This is a genomic window from Kribbella yunnanensis, from assembly GCF_039529655.1.
Classification (GTDB): Bacteria; Actinomycetota; Actinomycetes; order Propionibacteriales; family Kribbellaceae; genus Kribbella; species Kribbella yunnanensis.
This window is the reverse complement of record NZ_BAAANF010000014.1, coordinates 22,497-41,519: the sequence shown is the minus strand read 5'-3', so window position 1 is coordinate 41,519 and position 19,023 is coordinate 22,497. Positions and strand designations below refer to the sequence as shown.

The 19,023-nt window shown below is 67.2% G+C and carries 15 protein-coding genes and 1 other RNA gene; 6 read left to right on the top strand and 10 right to left on the bottom strand.

The genetic code is table 11. The features are described from left to right. Positions 1 to 3 precede the first annotated feature (3 nt). Both ABD231_RS19735 and ABD231_RS19730 read right to left on the bottom strand, forming a co-directional pair. Complete coding sequence (locus ABD231_RS19735) at positions 4 to 2,820, bottom strand: carbohydrate-binding protein (protein WP_344153729.1); 2,817 nt, start codon at positions 2,818 to 2,820, stop codon at positions 4 to 6. 25 nt (positions 2,821 to 2,845) lie between these two features. Next, positions 2,846 to 5,656: a glycosyl hydrolase family 95 catalytic domain-containing protein gene (locus ABD231_RS19730; RefSeq protein ID WP_344153727.1), complete on the bottom strand. Its 2,811-nt coding sequence runs from the start codon at positions 5,654 to 5,656 to the stop codon at positions 2,846 to 2,848. A 245-nt stretch (positions 5,657 to 5,901) separates the two neighbouring features. Between ABD231_RS19730 and ABD231_RS19725 the strand changes: the two genes are divergently transcribed. Both ABD231_RS19725 and rnpB read left to right on the top strand, forming a co-directional pair. Further along, the gene (locus ABD231_RS19725) at positions 5,902 to 6,270 is read left to right on the top strand and encodes a DUF952 domain-containing protein (protein ID WP_344153724.1); all 369 of its coding nucleotides are present in this window, start codon (positions 5,902 to 5,904) and stop codon (positions 6,268 to 6,270) included. Positions 6,271 to 6,278: 8 nt separating this feature from the next. Next, positions 6,279 to 6,677: RNase P RNA component class A (gene rnpB, locus ABD231_RS19720), an RNA gene on the top strand. Between the two features lie 601 nt (positions 6,678 to 7,278). Here rnpB and panB read toward each other — a convergent pair. From panB to ABD231_RS19700, 4 genes are all read right to left on the bottom strand, one after another. After that, positions 7,279 to 9,336 carry a 3-methyl-2-oxobutanoate hydroxymethyltransferase gene (panB, locus tag ABD231_RS19715; protein WP_344153721.1) on the bottom strand — a complete coding sequence of 686 codons (2,058 nt, stop codon included), beginning with the start codon at positions 9,334 to 9,336 and terminating at the stop codon, positions 7,279 to 7,281. 176 nt (positions 9,337 to 9,512) lie between these two features. Continuing rightward, positions 9,513 to 11,285 (bottom strand): NAD+ synthase, encoded by a 1,773-nt coding sequence (locus ABD231_RS19710; RefSeq protein WP_344153719.1) that lies wholly within the window; start codon positions 11,283 to 11,285, stop codon positions 9,513 to 9,515. A gap of 9 nt (positions 11,286 to 11,294) precedes the next feature. Next, positions 11,295 to 11,834: a P-loop nucleotide/nucleoside kinase family protein gene (locus ABD231_RS19705; RefSeq protein ID WP_344153716.1), complete on the bottom strand. Its 540-nt coding sequence runs from the start codon at positions 11,832 to 11,834 to the stop codon at positions 11,295 to 11,297. A 142-nt stretch (positions 11,835 to 11,976) separates the two neighbouring features. Continuing rightward, the gene (locus ABD231_RS19700; RefSeq protein WP_344153713.1) at positions 11,977 to 12,228 is read right to left on the bottom strand and encodes a hypothetical protein; all 252 of its coding nucleotides are present in this window, start codon (positions 12,226 to 12,228) and stop codon (positions 11,977 to 11,979) included. A gap of 86 nt (positions 12,229 to 12,314) precedes the next feature. Here ABD231_RS19700 and ABD231_RS19695 point away from each other — a divergent pair, with 86 nt between their 5' ends. After that, positions 12,315 to 13,493 (top strand): DUF418 domain-containing protein, encoded by a 1,179-nt coding sequence (locus ABD231_RS19695; RefSeq protein WP_344153710.1) that lies wholly within the window; start codon positions 12,315 to 12,317, stop codon positions 13,491 to 13,493. Here the strand turns inward: ABD231_RS19695 and ABD231_RS19690 are convergent. Then, positions 13,445 to 14,101, bottom strand: coding sequence for a peptidoglycan recognition protein family protein (locus ABD231_RS19690; RefSeq protein ID WP_344153707.1), 657 nt, complete (start codon positions 14,099 to 14,101; stop codon positions 13,445 to 13,447). The two genes, ABD231_RS19695 and ABD231_RS19690, sit on opposite strands and share 49 nt — an antisense overlap. 57 nt (positions 14,102 to 14,158) lie before the next feature. On the opposite strand from ABD231_RS19690, the gene ABD231_RS19685 reads away from it, so the two are divergent. Together ABD231_RS19685 and ABD231_RS19680 are read left to right on the top strand one after the other, a co-directional pair. Continuing rightward, the gene (locus ABD231_RS19685; RefSeq protein WP_344153704.1) at positions 14,159 to 14,617 is read left to right on the top strand and encodes a hypothetical protein; all 459 of its coding nucleotides are present in this window, start codon (positions 14,159 to 14,161) and stop codon (positions 14,615 to 14,617) included. After that, complete coding sequence (locus ABD231_RS19680; protein ID WP_344153701.1) at positions 14,614 to 15,525, top strand: HTTM domain-containing protein; 912 nt, start codon at positions 14,614 to 14,616, stop codon at positions 15,523 to 15,525. The genes ABD231_RS19685 and ABD231_RS19680 overlap by 4 nt, the downstream gene beginning before the upstream one ends. Here ABD231_RS19680 and ABD231_RS19675 read toward each other — a convergent pair. Next, positions 15,451 to 15,852 (bottom strand): hypothetical protein, encoded by a 402-nt coding sequence (locus ABD231_RS19675; protein ID WP_344153758.1) that lies wholly within the window; start codon positions 15,850 to 15,852, stop codon positions 15,451 to 15,453. The two genes, ABD231_RS19680 and ABD231_RS19675, sit on opposite strands and share 75 nt — an antisense overlap. Before the next feature lie 120 nt (positions 15,853 to 15,972). On the opposite strand from ABD231_RS19675, the gene ABD231_RS19670 reads away from it, so the two are divergent. Beyond that, the gene (locus ABD231_RS19670) at positions 15,973 to 17,313 is read left to right on the top strand and encodes a glutamine synthetase family protein (RefSeq protein WP_132415057.1); all 1,341 of its coding nucleotides are present in this window, start codon (positions 15,973 to 15,975) and stop codon (positions 17,311 to 17,313) included. Between the two features lie 465 nt (positions 17,314 to 17,778). Here ABD231_RS19670 and ABD231_RS19665 read toward each other — a convergent pair whose 3' ends face one another. Continuing rightward, on the bottom strand, positions 17,779 to 18,354 hold the full coding sequence (locus tag ABD231_RS19665; RefSeq protein WP_344153693.1) for a peptidylprolyl isomerase: 576 nt from the start codon (positions 18,352 to 18,354) through the stop codon (positions 17,779 to 17,781). Positions 18,355 to 18,399: 45 nt separating this feature from the next. Beyond that, the gene (locus ABD231_RS19660; RefSeq protein ID WP_344153690.1) at positions 18,400 to 18,933 is read right to left on the bottom strand and encodes a hypothetical protein; all 534 of its coding nucleotides are present in this window, start codon (positions 18,931 to 18,933) and stop codon (positions 18,400 to 18,402) included. Positions 18,934 to 19,023: the final 90 nt, after the last annotated feature.

Here is a 19,023-nt window from a genome sequence, read left to right as displayed (position 1 = left end):
CCCTCAGGGAGTCACGGTGAAGGTGTCGACGTCGTACAGATTTCCGGCGCCGCCGACGAAGGACAGGAACAACGGACCACTCGCTGACGCGTTCAAGGTGGTCGAGACGGTCTGGAAGTTCTCCCAGCCGCCAGTGACCGGTACGGCGACCGATCCGAGCAACGTGCCTGTCGCGGAACCGGCGCGGATCTGCAGCGTGCCGCCGACCCCGCCCGACGAGATTCGTGCAGTGAACCCGCGCATCCCGGCCGTGCTCACACCGGAGTACCCGGCCCAGTCGCCGTTCTCGATGAAGCCGACTGTCGCGCCGCCACTTGCGCTGGCATGTGAGGCGATCTGGACACCGGACTGCGACGTGAACGCCTCGCCCTCGGTCGTGGTCCCGCCCGAGCTGGACGTGTTGAGCGTGAACGCGTCGACGTCGTAGAGGCTGCCTTGACCGGTGACGCCCTTGAAGACCAGGAACAACGTGGTCGTCCCGGCCGGCCTGTTACTCAGGTTGGCGTTGATGGTGGTGAACGTGTCCCAGCTGCCGGTGTTCGGCACGGTCGCCGTACCGAGTAGCGTCCCGGTCGCCGAGCCGGCGCGGACCTCGAGCGTGCCACCAGGACCGGCCGAAGAGACGCGTGCGGTGAACGACGAGGCATTGCCGACCGCGTACGGCGTGTAGGAGATCCAGTCGCCGTTGTCGATGAACCCGGCTGTCTTCCCGCCTTCGGCTGCCCCATGGTCGGCCAGCTGGATTCCGGATTGGGCGGAGAAGTGCTCGCCCTGGCGGTGCCGCGGCTGCAGTTTGTGCTTGTCGACCGTGGTCAGTCCGCCGTTGTCGGTGTACGACGCGGTGAAGACGCCGTACACGTTGGCCGCCGGATCGTGCTCACCGTCCACCGGTACGGCGATGGATCCGCTGCAGCCGGTCTTCGACGTGATCTCGTGCTCGTGGGCGTCGTGGCCGAGCCAATAGGTCACCTTCACCCGGGAGCAGTCGATCGTGCCGTCCTCCGGATCCGTCACAGTCGCCTGGAACGGAACCGTGTCGCCGAACGAGAACAGTTGCCCGTCGATCGGCGTTTGGAGTGTGACGGTCGGGGCGGTGTTGCCGACGCTGATCTGGACGTTTGCCGAGCCGGTCAGCCCGGTTGGGTCGGTCACGGTCAACGTCGCGGTGAAGTTGCCGGCCGTGTTGTAGGTGTACGACGGGTTGGCCTGCGTGGAGGTGCCGCCGTCGCCGAAGGTCCAGCGGTAGGTCAACGCGCCACCCTCGGGGTCCGAGCTGCCCGCTGAGGAGAAGGCCACCGTGAGCGGACGCCCGCCGGAGGTCGGCGTACCGGCGGCTTTGGCGATCGGGTTGCGGTTCTGGGCGCCAATGTATTCGATCCGCCACAGTGCTTGGTTGTTCGAGCCGGTGCCGTAGTCGAGGACGTAGAGCGCGCCGTCCGGGCCGAAGGCCATGTCCATCACCTGGGTGCCGTTCCAGGGGAACGCGCCGATGTCGCCGACGCCGCCGCTTCCGGTGACCTCGATCGCCTTGATCCACTGGCGACCGAGTTCACCGGCGAAATAGCGGCCGTTGAGCGAGGCCGGGAACTTGACGGGCGAGTTGAGATTGGCGTCGTACCGATAGACGGGGCCGCCCATCGGTGACTCCGAACCGCCGTTGCCGAACTCGGGCGGCGTACCGGCATCACCGGCGTACCGGATCCAGGCCGGCTGGGCGGGCGGCAAGGTGGTTCGGCCGGTGTTGCGGAAGGAGTTGTTGGTGGCTCCGGCCGCGCAGTTGTACTTGGCGCCTGATGGGCCGCTGGGGAACTGGTAGTCGTTGTAGGTCTCGGTGGTGGTGTTCGTGCCGGTGCAGTAGGGCCAGCCGTAGTTGCCTGGCGCGGTGATCCGGTCGAACTCGACCTGGCCGTTGGGACCGCGGTTCGGGTTCGTGACGCCGGCGTCCGGGCCGTAGTCGCCGAGGTAGACGATGCCGGTCGCCTTGTCGACACTCATCCGGAACGGGTTCCGGAAGCCCATTGCGTAGATCTCCGGCTTGGTCTGGGCGGTGCCCGGCGCGAACAGGTTGCCGGACGGGATCGTGTAGGTCCCGTCGGGTTGCGGCTTGATCCGGAGTACCTTGCCGCGCAGGTCGTTGGTGTTGCCCGAGGTGCGCTGCGCGTCGAACTGCGGGTTGCGGTTGGTCCGCTCGTCGATCGGCGTGTAGCTATCGGACTGGAACGGGTTGCTGTCGTCACCAGTGGTCAGGTAAAGGTTGCCTGCGGCATCGAAGTCGAGATCGCCGCCGACGTGGCAGCACTGGCCGCGATCATTCGGTACGCGCAGGACGATCTTCTCACTGGCCAGGTCGAGGGTGTTGTTCGCGGCGAGCGTGAAGCGTGACAGGTGTAGCTCGCCCTTCCAGGCGTCCCAGGTGGCTTGTGTGCCCTCGGTTGGTGCGTCGCCGTCGGGGGTGCTCAGTCGGGGCGAGAAGTACAAGTAGACATAGCGATTGGTCGCGAAGTTCGGATCGACCGCGACACCTTGCAGTCCTTCTTCGTCGTGCGTGTAGACGTTGAGTTTGCCGGCCAGACTCGTCGTACCGTTCACGTCGGTGATCCGGACCGAACCGTCGCGGGCGGTGTGAATGACCGAGCGGTTGGGCAGTACGGCGAGCGACATCGCCTCGCCGAGTTCGTTGCCGCCGGAGGCGAGCGAGATCTGCTGGTAGTCGCCGGGAGGGATGGTCGACCCGGCTTGGGCGGATGCGGTGAGGCCCACCGCGGCGGTCAGGACGGCGGCGATCGCTAAAGAGAGCCGCCGGAGAGTTCTAGTGCGCATGAGTACTCCGTCAGTTGTAGCTGCGTCAGTTGTAGATGGGATCGAACGATTCCCAGGGACCGATCGCCGTGCGGTTGGCGATCAGGGCGGCGGCACCGGCGTTCTCGGCGCAGACCAGGTTGTTGTTCACCTGCGCGCGGAAGCTGACCGTGCCGTCTGGATTGCGGATCAGCTGGAAGGTCTCCCATGAGCCCACGGCCGGGTTCTTGGCGAGCAGTGGAGCCGCACCGGCGTTGTCGGCGGCAACGAACAGGCCGTTGGCTCGGGCCTTGAGCGACACGTTGCCGTTGCCGAGATCCGCCAGGTCGAACTGTTGCGCCGTACCGATCGTGGTGCTGTTGGCGATCAGCGGCGTACCGGTTCCGGCGGTGACGTACTTGCCGTTGGCACGGGCCTTGAGGCTGATCGTGCCGGTGCTTTTGGGCAGACCGATCGTTGCCTTGTCGTACCGCCGGGGTGCGGTGGCCGGCGTACCGGTCAGGGCTTGGAAGGGTTGGATTGCCGAGCCGGTCTTCTCCACCAGGTAGGACCGGCCGGCCTGAGCCGGGATGGTGAACGTCGCGTTGCTCTGTGGCGCGACGACGGTCGCCCGGGTTTGTCCGTCGAGGACGGTGACACTTTGGCCCGGCCATGGACTCCGTACGGCGAGTTGCTGGTTGGCGCCGGACGTGATTGCGACCGTGGTCGGCGTACCGGCGGTGATCTGGACGTGGACCTTGGATTTGTGGCCGATGGCAACTGTTCCTTCGCCGGTCCAGTCGCTCGGCCAGGCTGGGGCGATGCGCAGCAGGCCGTCGTAGTCCTGGGCGAGTGCCTCGGGGACGGCCACGGCGAGGACGCCGGATTGCTCGATGTACGGCTCTGAGGCCGGTTGGGCGGTGAAGCTTGCCATGCCGGATGGGTAGACCTGGAACTGCCTGATTGCTGCCAGGAGCGAGGTCTTGACCTCGTTCGCCATCCCGAGGCGGGCGGCGTGCAGTGAGTCGTAGCTCCAGGTATGGCTGTTGACGTAACTGCGTGCGGTGAACGTTCGGCGGCCCAGAGCCGAGTTGTCGCCGAGGAGATTGAACGGCCAGACCGCTTCCAAGCCGATGTTCTCGAAGTTGCGGCGCTGTGCAGCGGGTTGGGTGGACGGGCCGATCATGGTGTTGCCGTTGGCATCGTCCGCGGGGGTGAGGAGTTGCGTCTGGGTGGCGGTGTCGGTTCGCGGCAGCGTCTGGATTTTCGGGATCGCTGCGTTGAGTTGGCTGACCAGGGCCGCGTCGACGTTGAGGAGTTGCGCAGCCTTCACCGCGACTGGGAAGAGGGACTGCATTGCTGCGATATCTGTGGCCGGGTTGGTGACGTCCCACTGGGTTTCGTGGGCGTTCGACCTGGTGTGCAGCTTGCCGTCCGAACCGGTGGTCGCGTGCGAGAGCAGGAACTGCGCTGCGCCTTTGATCAACGGGTAGTGCCGTTCGAGAAAGGCCCGGTCGTCGGTCATCCGGTAGTGCTCCCAGACCCACAGGCCGACCTCGGCGCCGGTGGTGACGTTGAGGGAGTTCCACATCGGCGGGATGGTCGCGTCGCAGGAGGCGTTGTCGTTGCCGCCGTTGTACGTGCCGTTGCCGTTGAAGCGCATCGTCTCCGGGACGCAGAGGCCTTGTTTGCCGGGCATGTGCGCGCTGGTCCAGGACGCGATGGCGTCTCGGTTGTCGTTGTAGAGGCGGAACATGGGGTCGTTGAGTGCGGGTAGTCCGGCGGCCAGGTTGGCGGCGACTTGCATCCTGAGGTTCCAGAACCAGTAGCCGGCCGGGTACCAGTCGCGCTTGTCCTGGGAGAACGTGAACAGGTCGGCGACACCGGCTTGCGATCCTGGTAGCACGCCGCGACTCTGCGCCGCGCTTGCGTAGAGGAAGATCGTTCGCAGGTTCTCGACGTAGTCGCCGGTACCGTCGGCCGAGCTGATCTTGATCAGGCCTGCCGAGCTCCAGTAGTTGTGCCACCACTGGAGATGCGCGTTGCGTACTTCGCCTTGCGCTGCACCGTTTAGGACTGTGTTGGTCGTGGCGATTGAGTCGCCACCCGTCCAGGTCGGTGCCGCGACGACGACTCGGAACGAGCCATTCGTGTTGGGTTGGAAGCTGACGTGGCCGGTGAGGTTGTTCGGGGTGCTCGCGACGACATTGCGGCCGCCTGCGGTGAGCCCCGCCAGCGATCCGAACGTTCGGCCGGAAGCGCCGGCGCCGTTGTTGTCGACCCACGTTTCGGCGAGGGCCGCCGTACCGCCAGATGCCCGGGCTTGTGGGGAGCGCCCGCTCCACAACTTCACTTGGGCGGTCTGCGCGCTGTTCGGATCGGCGCCGGTGACGTCGACGACGAGCTGTTGGGTATCGGCTCGGACGAACGCGGTGAGCGTCATGCCACCGCCCGATTGGCGCAGCATTCCGTCGTACAGGTCGAGCTTGGCGGTGAAGTCGGGCGCAGTGGTGAGCCGGGCGAGGCCCGGGATCACTAGGTGGCCAAGGGATTTGCGGTCGGGGAACGTGTCGGTGCGGTTGAGTTGCGCGGTGAACCCGTCGGCCGCCCAGACCGCTGCGCCGAGGGCGCCATTGCCGAGCGGGAGGGATTCGGTGGGTGCCGTGTTGGGGCGTTGGAGGACGATGTCCGAGCGGCGGACGACGTTCGGGGTGTCGACGACGAACGAGCCGTTCTGCCAGGCCGTCGTACCGGGTGCCGCGGTCGCCGGCGCGGGGACGAGCAACGTTGCCGTGAGGAGGAGGGCGAGCAGGATACTGAGCCGGATTCTGGGTTTCGGCCGAATTCTGGGCAGGGCTGAGTGCACGGGGGCGTGCATGTGACCTCACTGATGAGCTTTAGGGTCACGCAAGCGGCGTAGCTCGAATGACCCTGGGGCGGACCCATCGGCCGGGCACGGAAGAACCCTGGGTGCTATCGGATATTTCCTGCCCCGGAGCGTCACGTCAAGACTTCGTTGGGCGACCATCCGAACTAAAGGCCAACTTCTTACAAACATCCGCCGAGATCTTGCGGGCGGCGTGCTGGCGGGATTGTGGGGCGGGAGCGATTTAGGGTGTGCGCATGGCGACGATCTTTCATCTGGCGTTTCCGGAGGACTGGGCGGCGGCGGTCGAGGCCGGGTGCTACCGGTGGTCGACGCGGGGCAAGTCCCTGGACGACGGGGCGACGTTCATCCATGCGTCGCGGCACGACCAGGTCGCGATGGTGGCCAACTTCGTGTACGACGACGTGGCCGGCCCGCTGGACCTGTTGGTGATCGACACCGAGCGGCTGGTGTCGGCGCTGTGCGACGAGGACCTGGACGGGATCGGGATCAGCTTCCCGCACATCTACGGCCCGCTGAACCTGGACGCGGTCGTCGACGTCCGCCGCTACCAGCGCGCCGCCGACGGCCGATGGCCGGAGGTGGCCGCCGAAGCCGTATCCTGATCACGGAACGGGTCGGTCGGGCGATCGCGTCGTCCACGCGAGTGGGCGCCGAGGAAAGTCCGGACTCCACAGGGCAACGTGGTGGGTAACGCCCACCCGGGGCAACCCGCGGGACAGTGCCACAGAGAACAGACCGCCAGCGGCTTCGGTGAACCCCGTGGTTCATCGAGGTGCGGGTGAGGGTGAAACGGTGGTGTAAGAGACCACCAGCTCCGCAGGTGACTGCGGAGGCTCGGTAAACCCCACGTGGAGCAAGGCCAAGAAGGACGACGGGCAACCGCCGTCCGCGCGAGCGTTCGAGGGCTGCCCGCCCGAGCTCGCGGGTAGGCCGCTAGAGGCGCCTGGCAACAGTCGTCGTAGATAGATGATCGCCACAACAGGATCCGGCTTACGGACCGACCCGTTCCCACTTGTACGCCGACTACCGCGCCACGTGTCGGGCTCCACGATCGCGCTCAACTGCCGTGCCATGCATTCTCGCCAGGCCCGCCAGTTCGCGCCCCTCGCCTCGGCTGACCGTCATCACCCACCAACTGCTCCAACGGCACCGCGTTCCCGCCTGGGACCACCTCAGCGACTGCGGTTACTGGGTGATGCACGTTCGCCCGGCAACCGGTGGCACCCCCGCCGCCCAGAACTCCTACCCGTTCGTCCGTTTGCAGCTTCCGGCGGACCCCAAGCACTCCACAATTGCTGTCGTCGGCCGTGCTCAGGCGTGAGCCCCGGGGCGACAGCCCAGTTGTGATGGCCTGCAGGTCCGTGATTCCAGTGCCCGGTTCCGCCGCTGAGCCTTTCGCCAGCTAACCCGTGCCTCCCCGCCCCACGCGGCTCCGGCGCACCCACGCCAACTGGCGGCGGTAGCCGCACATCGCAGGCGGCAGCCTGCAACTGAACCCAGGGCGGCTGGGGGAGCGTGCAAGGGCGAAGCCCGCACGCGGGGGCGCGGGCCATGAGCCCGCACACTCGCGCGCGGCAGCGCGCACGTCCCCGGCGGTAGCCGGGAAGGGGTTAGAACGTGTGGTCGTCGGTGGGGAAAGTGCCGTTGGCTACGTCGGCGGCGTACGTGGTGGCGGCGCCGGTGAGGATGCCGCGGAGGTCGGCGTACTGCTTGACGAAGCGGGGCATGGGGCCTGAGCGGAGGCCGGCCATGTCTTGCCAGACGAGGACTTGGGCGTCGGTGTCACGGCCGGCGCCGATTCCGACCGTCGGGATCGGGATGCGTTTGGTGATTTCGGCGGCTACGTCGCCGGGGACCATTTCGAGGACCAGGGAGAAGGCGCCGGCTTCGGCGAGGGCTACTGCGTCGTCGATCAGGCCGGCGGCTTGGTCGCCTCGGCCTTGGACGCGGTAGCCGCCGATGCTGTGTTCGCTTTGCGGGGTGAAGCCGATGTGCGCCATCACGGGGATGCCGGACTGGGTCAGCTTCTCGACCATCGGTACGACGGTTCGGCCGCCCTCGAGTTTGACCGCGTGCACGCCGGCTTCCTTCATGAAGCGGACTGCGGTGTGGAAGGCCTGTTCCGGCGACGCCTGGTACGAGCCGAACGGCAGGTCGGCAACCACCAGCGCGCGGTCGGCCGCATGCGCGACCGCGCGGGCGAGCGGGATGAGCTCGTCGACCGTGACGCGAAGAGTCGTGTCGTAGCCGAAGACGTTGTTGGCGGCGGAGTCGCCGACGAGGAGGACGGGGATGCCGGCCTGGTCGAAGATCTCGGCGGTGTACTGGTCGTACGCGGTCAGCATCGCCCACTTCTCGCCGCGGTTCTTCATGTCCCGCAGGTGGTGGACCCGGTACCGTCGCGGCCGCTTCGGAGCGTCACCTGAGGGTGCCCCGGCACCGCCGGTGCTGAGCGCACCGGTGTCGGACGAGACGTTCTCGGACGGCGCCGACGAGTTCGCGACCTCCGGCGTACCGGCGGCTGCGGCCTGGGCTCGGCGTGCAGCGCGGTGCGAGGCGACGTGCTCAGCGTGGACCTGGCTGGGGGCGTCCTGCTGTACGTCGGCCCGCCGGCGCGCGCCGATCCGCGACCGCGGCTCGCTCACTGGGGTGTTGCTCTCATACTCCGCACTCGGATCCGACAGATAGCTCTGCTCCGGCGACGACGGCTGCGACTGCGCCGGCTGCCCGGACTGAGGCGACAACGCAGGCGAAGGTGAAGGCGCGGATGCCTGTGCCGGCGTCGGTGCGGGCGGCCGGTGCTGGCTGGCCTGGTCGTCGTTGCTGGTCTGCGGCTGGGCCGGTACCCGCGGCGGGTTCGGCGGCTGCAGCGGCGCATGCTGTGACGGCGCCTGCTGCTCCGGCTGCCGACCGGGCGGCGGCTGCAGCGGGGCCAGGCCGTTGCTCGGCGCCGGCTGCTGCTGCGGCAACGCACCAGTCGTCGGCGGTACGCCGTTCTGCTGCGGGGCCGGGCTGCTCCAGTTGGTCGACCCGTTCGACGCAGGCGGCGCGTGCTGGGTCAGCCCGTTGCTGCCCTGCGGCGCGGCTGGGGGCCGCGGGGGCTGCTGCTGAGGTGCCTGCTGCTGAGGCTGCTGCGGCGGGGGAGTCTGCCGGTTCGGCGGTACGCCGTTGTTTCCGTTCCCCGGGGCGAACGGACTAGGCCGATTCGGCGCAGGCGGCTGCTGCGGACGGAACGGGCTCTCCTGCGGGTACGCCGGCTGTCCGTACTGCTGCTCATCGCCCCGCGACTGCTCCCCGTAGTACTCCGGGCGCTGCGGTGGCTCGCCGTACGGCGACCGTGGCGGCTGCTGAACCGGCGCCTGGGGCTGGGTGGGCGGCTCGGCGAACCGCTGTTGCTGCGGCGGCTGGGCCGGCGGCGGGCCGGGCAGGTACGGCGGCTTCGGCACGTACGGCTGCTGCGGCACCGGGCCGCGCTCGAACTGCCGCGGTGCGTTCGGCAGCGACGGCGACGGGTCGAGGCCGAGCCCGTTGGGCCGGTCCCGCCAGGGGTCGCTGTCGTAGTCCGAACGGCGGTGCTCTTCGGTTGTCCGGTTCGACGGTCCGGTCCCGTACGGCGAGGGCAGCTCGTCGTCATCCTGGGTACCGGCCGACATGAAGTTGTCAACCATGCCCTCATCGTCCCACTGATGCGGAGGGTAAGCGCCACCGCCTGTCGCTGAGTGGTCAGTCACATTGTCCCGGGACCGGCCGGAGTCACGGTCGCTGGACGTGCTTGAGTCACCGCCGACCTCTTCAGGAGAGCCCCACGGTGTGTCCTCGGATGGGCGGTACCGCCAGGAGTCGCTCAGTGCTCGGCTGCCTTCCGTGCGTCCTCACGCCATGCATTGGTGATCGGCAACCGGCGGTCCCGGCCGAAGGCCTTGTGGGTGATCTTCGGGCCCGGTGGGTACTGCCGGCGCTTGTACTCCGCGCGGTCGACCAGCTGGATCACCTTGCTCACCAGCTCGGTCTCAAAACCGGATGCGACCAGCTCGGCGCTGCCGCGGTCCAGCTCGACGTAATCGTCCAGCATGTCGTCGAGCAGATCGTACGGCGGGAGCGAGTCGGTGTCCTGCTGTCCCGGGCGGAGCTCGGCGGACGGGGGTTTGGCGATCGAGTTCTCGGGGATCGGCGGTTGCTTGCCGCGGGCCTTGGCGTCTTCGTTACGCCACTTGGCCAGCCGCCAGACGACGGTCTTCGGAACGTCCTTGAGGGGTGCGTAACCACCGACCGCGTCGCCGTAGATGGTGGAGTACCCGACGGACAGTTCGGATTTGTTGCCGCAGGCAAGTACCAGGTGGCCGTCGGCGTTCGACAGGCCCATCCAGATCACCGCGCGGACGCGGGCCTGCAGGTTCTCCTCGGCCAGACCGGTCAGTCCGAGGGTGTCGATGAACGGCTGCACCATCGGCTGGATCGGGATCACCCGGTAGTTCAGCCCGGTGCGCGCGGCGAGCTCGGCGGCGTCGTCCTTGGAGTGCTCACTGGAGTAGACGCTCGGGTTGGAGATACCGAAGACATGCTCGGCGCCGACCGCGTCACAGGCGATCGCCGCGACGAGTGACGAGTCGATGCCGCCGGACAGCCCGAGCAGAACCGACTTGAACCCGTTCTTCTGCACGTAGTCGCGCAGGCCGGTGACGATCGCGCCGTACATCTCGGCCTCGTCGGCCAGGCGGGGCGCGACCGCGGCCGCGATCGGTTCGTACGCCGGGAGCGCGTCCTCGTGGATGACCGTGTGCACGATCTCGATGCCCTCGTGTGTACCCGACGGCGTACTGGTCGCGGCGGGCAGTTCGAGGTCGACGACCATGCTGCCCTGCTCGAACTGCGGTGCGCGCGCGAAGATGTTGCCTTCGGCGTCGGAGATCAGCGAGTCGCCGTCGAATACGAGCTCGTCCTGACCGCCGATTAGATTCACGTAGGCCAGCGCACACCCGGCCTCCCGAGCACGCCGCGTGACGAGCTCGCCCCGTACGTCGTCCTTGTTCGCCTCGTACGGCGAACTATTGATCACCAGAAGCAGTCCCGCCTCAGCGGCCTTGGCCACCGCCACCGGCCCACCGTCCTGCCACAGGTCCTCACAAATCGCCAGCGCGACATCCACCCCGTGGATCCGAACCACCTGCAACGTGCTCCCTGGAACGAAATGCCGGAACTCGTCGAACACCCCGTAGTTCGGCAGGTGATGCTTCACCGCACTCGTCACCACTCGCCCCTGGTGGATCACCGCAGCCGCGTTGGTCGGCGACCCCTTCGGACGACCGAGCCGATCGACCCCCATCGCCGTACCGGTGGCGCGGTCCAGATACCCACACACCACCACGATCTCGCCAAGCCCCTCATCGGCAAGCCGCTTCGCCAGCCCCTGAATCTTCCCCTGCGACGCATCCACGAACGACCCCCGCAATGCAAGGTCCTCCACCGGATAACCAGTCAGCGCCAACTCCGGAAACGCCACCACATGAGCCCCCCGCTCAACCGCGTTCCGAGTCCAGGCAACGATCTTCTCGGCGTTCCCGTCCACATCACCGACAGTCACATTGAGCTGAGCAAGAGCCACCCGAAGCTGAGACACGAGAGCACACTACTGTCTCCGCTGGTCTTTCCAACCCCCGATCCACCCCAGGACACGCGACAGGTTCCCCTCAACCGGTTCACTCGCATCCACCCGCAGGTGCTCCGACCCGATCCCCGGATACTCGATCCGCATCCGCTCGACGTGATCCCAGCTCACCTCGTGCCACCCAGGAATCCCGCGCCGCCGGCCTTCCAACCGCCGCCGGTGCACCTCCAGATCGGTGCACACACACTCGATCACCCGCAACTGCCCGCCGTACTCGGCTGCCAATTGCGCCCACCCCGCAACCGTCGCGTCATCGACCAGACAGTCCACGATCGCCGACTGCCCGAGCATCAACTGCCGCCGTACCAGCGTCTCCAGCAGCCCGTAGTACATCGCCAGAAACTCCGGCCGCCCCAACCCCGCCAACACCCCATGCGGTTTCAACGCCCCCATCAACCAGTCGCCGGCAAACACCGGCACGCCACCCCGCCGCCCCACTTCCTCGGCCAGCGTCGACTTCCCCGTCCCCGGCAATCCGGTGAAGACCACAACCTGGTTCATCCCTCCAGGCTGCCACGACGCGTACCGACGGACTGTTAATAGTCGGCCGGCCCATCGTGGTTCCCGCCAATCCCCGCAGGCTCGTGGCAAATCCGTGCCGACCACCCGACTACTGACAGTCCTTCTGTACGCCGGGCGCGGGCTAGGTGGTGGCGGAATCGCCGTGGTGACGAAGGTCTGTGGTGATGACAGTCGGCCGGGTGGTGCCGGGTGGGTGCGGAGCGGCTAGGGCCAGGCGGGCCGCAGCTTCGGCGTGCTCGTCAGTGGTGAAGAGCTCGAGTCGGCGATCCGGTTCGCCTACCTGGACGACGATCACGTGTTCGGTCGACGTGTAGTTCGTCCAGCCACGCGACAGCGGCCAACCGCGTTGCCAGCGACCCAGTAGTTCATCCATGACTTCTATCGAAGCAGCGACGAAGGTTGGTGGGGTGGGGACTTTTGGTGGATGTGGGGTGGGGCGGGGGTGGGTTGAGTGTGGGTATGACGATGAGTGGTGGGCCTACTGGGGTGGGGGAGCGGGCGCTGGGGCCGGACTTGGCTCGGGGGTTCATGTTGTTGTTTATCGCGCTGGCCAACTCGCATTACTTTGTGGCGGGGGAGCGGGCGTTCGGGGGGTTTCCGGTGGGTGGGTCGGTGCTGGATCGGGGGATCGGGACCTTGATCTCGACGTTCGTGGACGGGCGGGCGTTTCCGATGTTCGGGGTGTTGTTCGGGTACGGCGTGGCGCAGATCGTGCGGCGGCAGCGGGAGTCGGGGCGGGCTTGGTGGCCGATTCGGAAGTTGTTGTGGCGGCGGAGTCTGGTGCTGGTGGTGCTGGGGTTCGTGCATGCGATGTTGCTGTATGTCGGCGACATCCTGGGGGCGTACGGCGTGCTGTTGTTCCTGGGGGTTTGGGCGATCAACTGGAAGGGCGTCTGGCTGTTCGTGGTCGCGGGGCTCGCGTTCGTGCTGACGGCTATGCCGAGTGATGACTCCTTCTCGACGATGACCGCGGGGCCGGATCCGGCGGTGCTGTCGCACAACCTGGCCGAGCAGTTCTCGGCGCGGATCGTCGCGCATCCCTTTATCGCGATGCTGGGCTGGATCGGGTTCGTGACGCCGTTCCTGATCGGCCTGTGGGCTGGGCGGCGGCGCATCCTCGAGCGGCCGGCCGAGCACCGCACACTCCTGCGTACGACGGCGATCGTCGGCCTCACCGTCGCGGTTCTCGGTGCACTGCCGGTGTCGTTGGTTGTCGGCGGCATCATCGATCGGCCGAGCGATCACGCCCTCACGTACCTCGGCCCGTTGCACGATGCCAGCGGTGTCCTCGGCGGTTTCGGGTACGCCGCTCTGATCGTGCTGATCGCACACCGGCTGAGCAATCGCCAAGGCCCGTTCACCCTGGCGATCGCCGCCGTTGGTCAGCGGTCGCTGACCTGCTACCTCAGCCAGTCGGTCGTCTGGGCGCTCGTCTTCACGCCCTACCTACTAGACCTCTCCGGCACCCTCACCACCACGACAACCGCGCTACTCGCCATCGCAACCTGGCTGGCAACCGTCGCGATGGCCGACCGGATGCGCAAAGCGAACTACCGCGGGCCGTTCGAGAAGCTCATCCGCTGGTTCACCTACAGGACCGCGGCCACGCGGTCCCGGAGTTCTGGCAGCCTCGCGTAGAAGACATCGCCTGGGCACTGGGTCGCGTTGTAGTCCCGGTGCCCGACGATCGCCACGTGCGGATCGAGACCGTACTTCGTGCACAGCCACGCACACGTCAGTACGGACATGTCGAACAACTTCACCGGCACGTTCGCGTTGACGTAGATCCCTTCGTGCTCGATCCCGATCGTGTGGCTGTTGTGGTTGGCGGTCTGGGCGCCGAGCACGTTCTGCCCGTTGTTGATCGACGACAGCGACTTGCTGCGGCCCTCCATCAGGTATCCGCCGCGGCTGATCGTCAACTGCTGCCCGGCGTCGATCCAGCCGTTGGTGTCCATGTGCAGGTCCTGGATCCAGTGCGAGACCTTGTACGCCGCCGCCAGCGAATAGTCCGTGACATTCGGCGAGGCGGTGTGGTGGATGACGATGTGGTCGGGTTTGGCGGTCACCGAGGTGGCGGATTTCGGCGGCCGGGCCGACCACTCGGAGCGGGTGTAACAGCGAGGGGCCGGGGCGCCGTACGCCGCGGTCGTGGGGAGCGCGATCCCGCCGAGCAGGACCCCGGAGGCGGCCGCGCCGCGCAACAGGGTCCGCCGGGACGGTTGGAAACTTTCGGGGGCGGTCATGCCATAGAAAATCCCCTACCGGCGAGCTCGCCAAACCGCTCTGGTCTAATACGTCGGGTGACGGAAGGTGACCTCAAACTCGGGCGGGTCGGCAAGACGGCCCGGGTGCTGATCGCGGTGCTCGGCATCGTGCTGCTGATCAACGGCTCGGTGCGCGCGACCGACGACGCGTGGCCGTTCGGCCCGATGTCGCAGTACGCCGGCTGGATCGCCGACGACGCCTCGGTCACCTTCACCCGGGTCAGCGCACAGACCGACGCCGGTACGACGGTCGACGTACCGCTGAACATCGAGGGCGCAGGCGTCGCCCGGGCCGAGATCGAGGCGCGGACCGGCGAGATCGAGAAGGACCCGTCGCTGCTGCAGCAAGTCGCCGACGGCTGGAAGAAAAAGCACCCCGACCAGCCGCAGTACGTAAAGCTAGAACTCATCCGAGACACGACTCAGCTGGTGAAGGGCCGAGTAGTAGGCCCACCCACCCCCGAGGTCCTCGCCACGTGGCAGGTCCGCCGATGAACCGAGTAGCAAACTGGTTCACTCCGAAGATCGCCCTCGCGCGGGTCGCTTGGTTGCGGACGGTCCTCTACCTGTTCGTCATTCTCGACATGCACGCGTTCGTCCGCGACACCCGCCTCAAAGGCGAACACCCCGGCCTGTACCAACCACTCCTGCTGGCCCGGATCTTCGACCTCCCCAAGCCTTCGGTCGCCAACACCACCGCCCTGTACGTCGTCCTGATCGTGGCCTGCCTGGTCGGCGCGACCAACTGGTTCCCCCGCACGGCCGGGTGGATCGTCGCCCCGGCGTTCACGTGGTGGGTGCTGATCGGGATGAGCGACGGCAAGGTCGACCACGACCACCTCGCACTCGTGGTCGCGCTCTGGGTCCTTCCGACGGTCAAATCCACGGTCCGCGGCCGAGCGGCGTACGGGGATCAGACCCGGTCGGAAGCGGCCGGGTGGGCGGTGCGGTGCGTGCAGATCTCGGTGATCGCGACGTACTTCCTGTCCTGGGTGGCGAAGGTGCGCAGCCCAGGATGGAACTTCAGTTGGCCGAGTAGCGCGATCCTGACCTGGGCGATCGTCCGGCGGCCGCACCCGGTCGGGGAGTGGTTGCTCCACCACCCGTGGATGCTGCACGTGATGCAGTGGGTCGGGTTCATCGCGGAGTTCTTCTCGCCGGTGATCCTCTGGCTCAAGGGCCGCTGGCAACTGCTGGGCGCGCTGTTCTTCCTCGGTTTCCACGTGGCGAACACGGCGATCCTGCTGATCCACTTCCTGCCGACAGTCGTCTGCTGGCTGGCCTTCGCCCCGCTGGAGCGGATCGTGCCGTGGTTCAAAAGGCGCAGGTCAGACCGCGATACCCGACAGACCGAACACGAGCCCGAAAGCAGCGGGCAGGCCCAGCAGCAGGCCGGCGCGTAGCCGGAACCGGCGACCACCCGGGCCGGGAGTCCGAACCACCCGGGACAGCACCGCACCGGCGTACCCGAAGACGAACGCGACCAGCAGGATCTGCCGTGTCGGCAGGTTGTCGGCGTCGTGGTGGGTCAGTCCGAGCGTGATCAGGCCCGGGAAGCAGAACGCGCACATCCCGAAACCGATCTCCGGCAGCGGCAGCCAGCGCCGCCCGAGCACGTCGCGCTCGGCCGGTCTGCGGTGCCGGATCGACTGCACGAACCGCGCTGTGGAGAGCAGAAAATCGCTCAGACACAGGATGGCGGCCACGATCAGCGCGACCCGGAAGGTCATCTGCACGAAGACACGGTAGGGCCTGGCACGCGTCAAAGAGCACGCAGGACGTAACGTTCGCTTAACAGAGGCGGGGCACACTGTGTGAGGGCCGCACAACCTGACGATCGAGGTGGACTGATGGACAAGCAGCAGGAGTTCGTACTGCGCGCACTCGAGGAGCGCGACGTACGCTTCGTGCGGCTCTGGTTCACCGATGTGCTCGGGTTCCTGAAGTCGGTGGCGGTGGCGCCGGCCGAGCTGGAGGGCGCGTTCTCCGAGGGGATCGGGTTCGACGGTTCTGCGATCGAGGGGTTCGCCCGGGTGACCGAGGCGGACATGCTGGCCAAGCCGGACCCGTCGACGTTCCAGATCCTGCCGTGGCGCGGCGAGACCATGGGTACGGCGCGGATGTTCTGCGACATCAACATGCCGGACGGGTCCGCGTCGTTCGCCGACCCGCGGCACGTGCTGAAGCGGACCCTGTCGAAGGCGGCCGATCTCGGCTTCACCTTCTACACGCACCCCGAGATCGAGTTCTACCTGTTCAAGTCCCTGGTCGGCGCGGTCGGGACGACGCCCGAGCCGGTCGACTCCTCCGGGTACTTCGACCACACCCCGCAGGGCATCGGCAACGACTTCCGCCGCGAGGCGATCACGATGCTGGAGTCGATGGGCATCTCCGTCGAGTTCAGCCACCACGAGGGCGGCCCCGGTCAGCAGGAGATCGACCTCCGGTACGCCGACGCGCTGTCGACCGCGGACAACATCATGACCTTCCGCGTCGTGGTGAAGGAGGTCGCGCTGTCCCAGGGCATCTACGCCTCGTTCATGCCGAAGCCGCTGAGCGACCAGCCCGGTTCCGGGATGCACACCCACATGTCGCTGTTCGAGGGTGACCGGAACGCGTTCTTCGAGGGCGGCGCGCAGTACCAGCTCTCCAAGACCGGCCGCGCCTTCATCGCCGGCCTCCTGCACCACGCGGCCGAGATCACCGCGGTCACGAACCAGTGGGTGAACTCCTACAAGCGACTCGCGGTCGGCGACGAAGCGCCGTCCTTCGTCTCCTGGGGTCACAACAACCGCTCCGCACTCGTCCGCGTGCCGATGTACAAACCGCACAAGGGCCAGTCGTCGCGCGTCGAGTTCCGCTCGCTCGACTCCGCCGCCAACCCGTACCTCGCCTTCGCCCTGATGCTCGCCGCCGGCCTCAAGGGAATCGAAGAGGGCTACGAACTCCCACGCGAGGTCGAGGAAGACGTCTGGTCCCTCACCCCGCGCGAGCGCAAAGCGCTAGGCATCAAACCCCTCCCCGGCAGCCTCGCCGAAGCCATCCACGCGATGGAGGAAAGCGAACTCGTCGCCGAAACCCTCGGCGAACACGTCTTCGACTTCTTCCTCCGCAACAAACGCGCCGAATGGCAGGACTACCGCCGCCAAGTAACCCCCTTCGAACTCAACAAACTCCTCCCAGTCCTCTAACCCCACCCTGTGCGCTAGTCGGTACTTTTTCGGCGCCCACACCGAAAATCCTCCGACCAACGCACATCACGAACCCAAGCCACAGCCCGACAGCCCCAGGAAACGCGAGCCGCGGTAGCCGACCTCGCCATCCGGCCCAGCCATCTGCCCGGCTCGCCCTCTCGCTTTGTCGGCCGCTTTAGCGGTCGAGTGCGCGCCGGGGCTCGGCCGAGGGCGTGCGTGGGTGGTTGCTCGCCGCTTCGGCCGACTAAAAGAAGGGGTGGCTGGGCAAGGCGATGGCTGAGGGGGATGGCGGGGCCGGCTACCGCGGCTCGACGTCGCCTGGGGCTGACGGGCTTGGGTTGCTGTGCGGGAAAGAGGCCGACTGGCGACCCGTCACGCAGATTCGTTGGGTTCGAGGTGCCTGGTGCTCGGGGCGGTAAGTTCTTCGCAGATAGCGCACAAAAGTTACCGAGCGGCGTCCGGTTAGCCGATGAGGACTTCCAGTACCTGGACGGGGTGCCGGGGGTCGGCGGCTATGCGGTCGAGGACGGTGAGGCCGTTGCTGACGACACCGATGATGGTGGAGCCGGCGGGGGCGCCGTGGACGCCGTGGACCAGGAAGAAGGCGCTGCCGTTCATCGTGCCTTGGTTGCTTAGGGCAACTGTGCCGCGGCGGTACTGCTCCTTGCCGGTGAGTTCTACCGGGAAGCGGTAGCCGGGCCGCCCCGCGCCGCACTCGAGGATCGCCCGGGTACGGCGCGGGCACGGGGTCCCCTGGTAGAAGCGCTGGAGCGCGAGATGGGTGAAGCTGTGGACCGCGCAGGGTGCGTTCTGGCGATCGAGGCGTAGTTCGAGGGTGCCGCGGTCGGTCTTGAGCGTCACCTTCACCGAGCCCAGGACCGGAGTCAGCGAGAACGGCGGCCGGATGCTGCCGTCATCGGTGCGGGTGTAGGTGCAGTTCTTGAACATCGTTGGGGTGGCGTGCACCGTCCAGCTTTCGAGGACGAGCACGATCGCGGCGACCAGCAGGATGACGACAACCCGTTTCCAACGGCCCATGCCATCGAAAATAACACTGAGTAGCCGGATTGCAACAGGGTGTGTTCAGAGTGAGGTGGCGGCCTTGAGCAGTTCGTCCGGGTCGGGCTCGGCCGTGAGAGGTTCGGCCGGGACGCTGTCGGACGAGTGGGTCGAGGTGAAGCGGGCGGTCGCCGTCGAGTGCCGGTACGGCGCCTCGATCGGATCGGCCGGTGGTGGCGCCGGCTCGACCACGGGTCTGGGCGGGATCGCCGGCGTACCGTCGTCGGCCATCGCGTGCACCTCCTCGACCGTGAGGAACGCGACCGGCCGGACGCCTTCGGTGATCACCACCAGGCAGCCGGGGATCACCTGCTGGGCCCGATTCCCTTGTCCAGGAACGAGAATCCCTTCGACCGGCGTCCGCCAGGCACCGGGCGCGAAGCGGCGCAGGCAGACTCCCGCCTGCCCGTCCTCGGCGGTCCGCGGTGGGAGAAAGGCTGTGCCCGTGTAGTCGTAGTCGTAGTCCGGCTCGGGCGGCCCGGACACTCGCCCACCCTGCTGGGGCGTCAACCAGACCACCGTGCCCCGAACAGCGAGCGACCCCGTCATCATGACCATGGAGACTCATCATGCCGACTACAGCCCGAATACGCCAGGCAACTCCGTGTGTTTACCGCAATCCCTCCGCAACCCGCTCGCGCGCTCGCC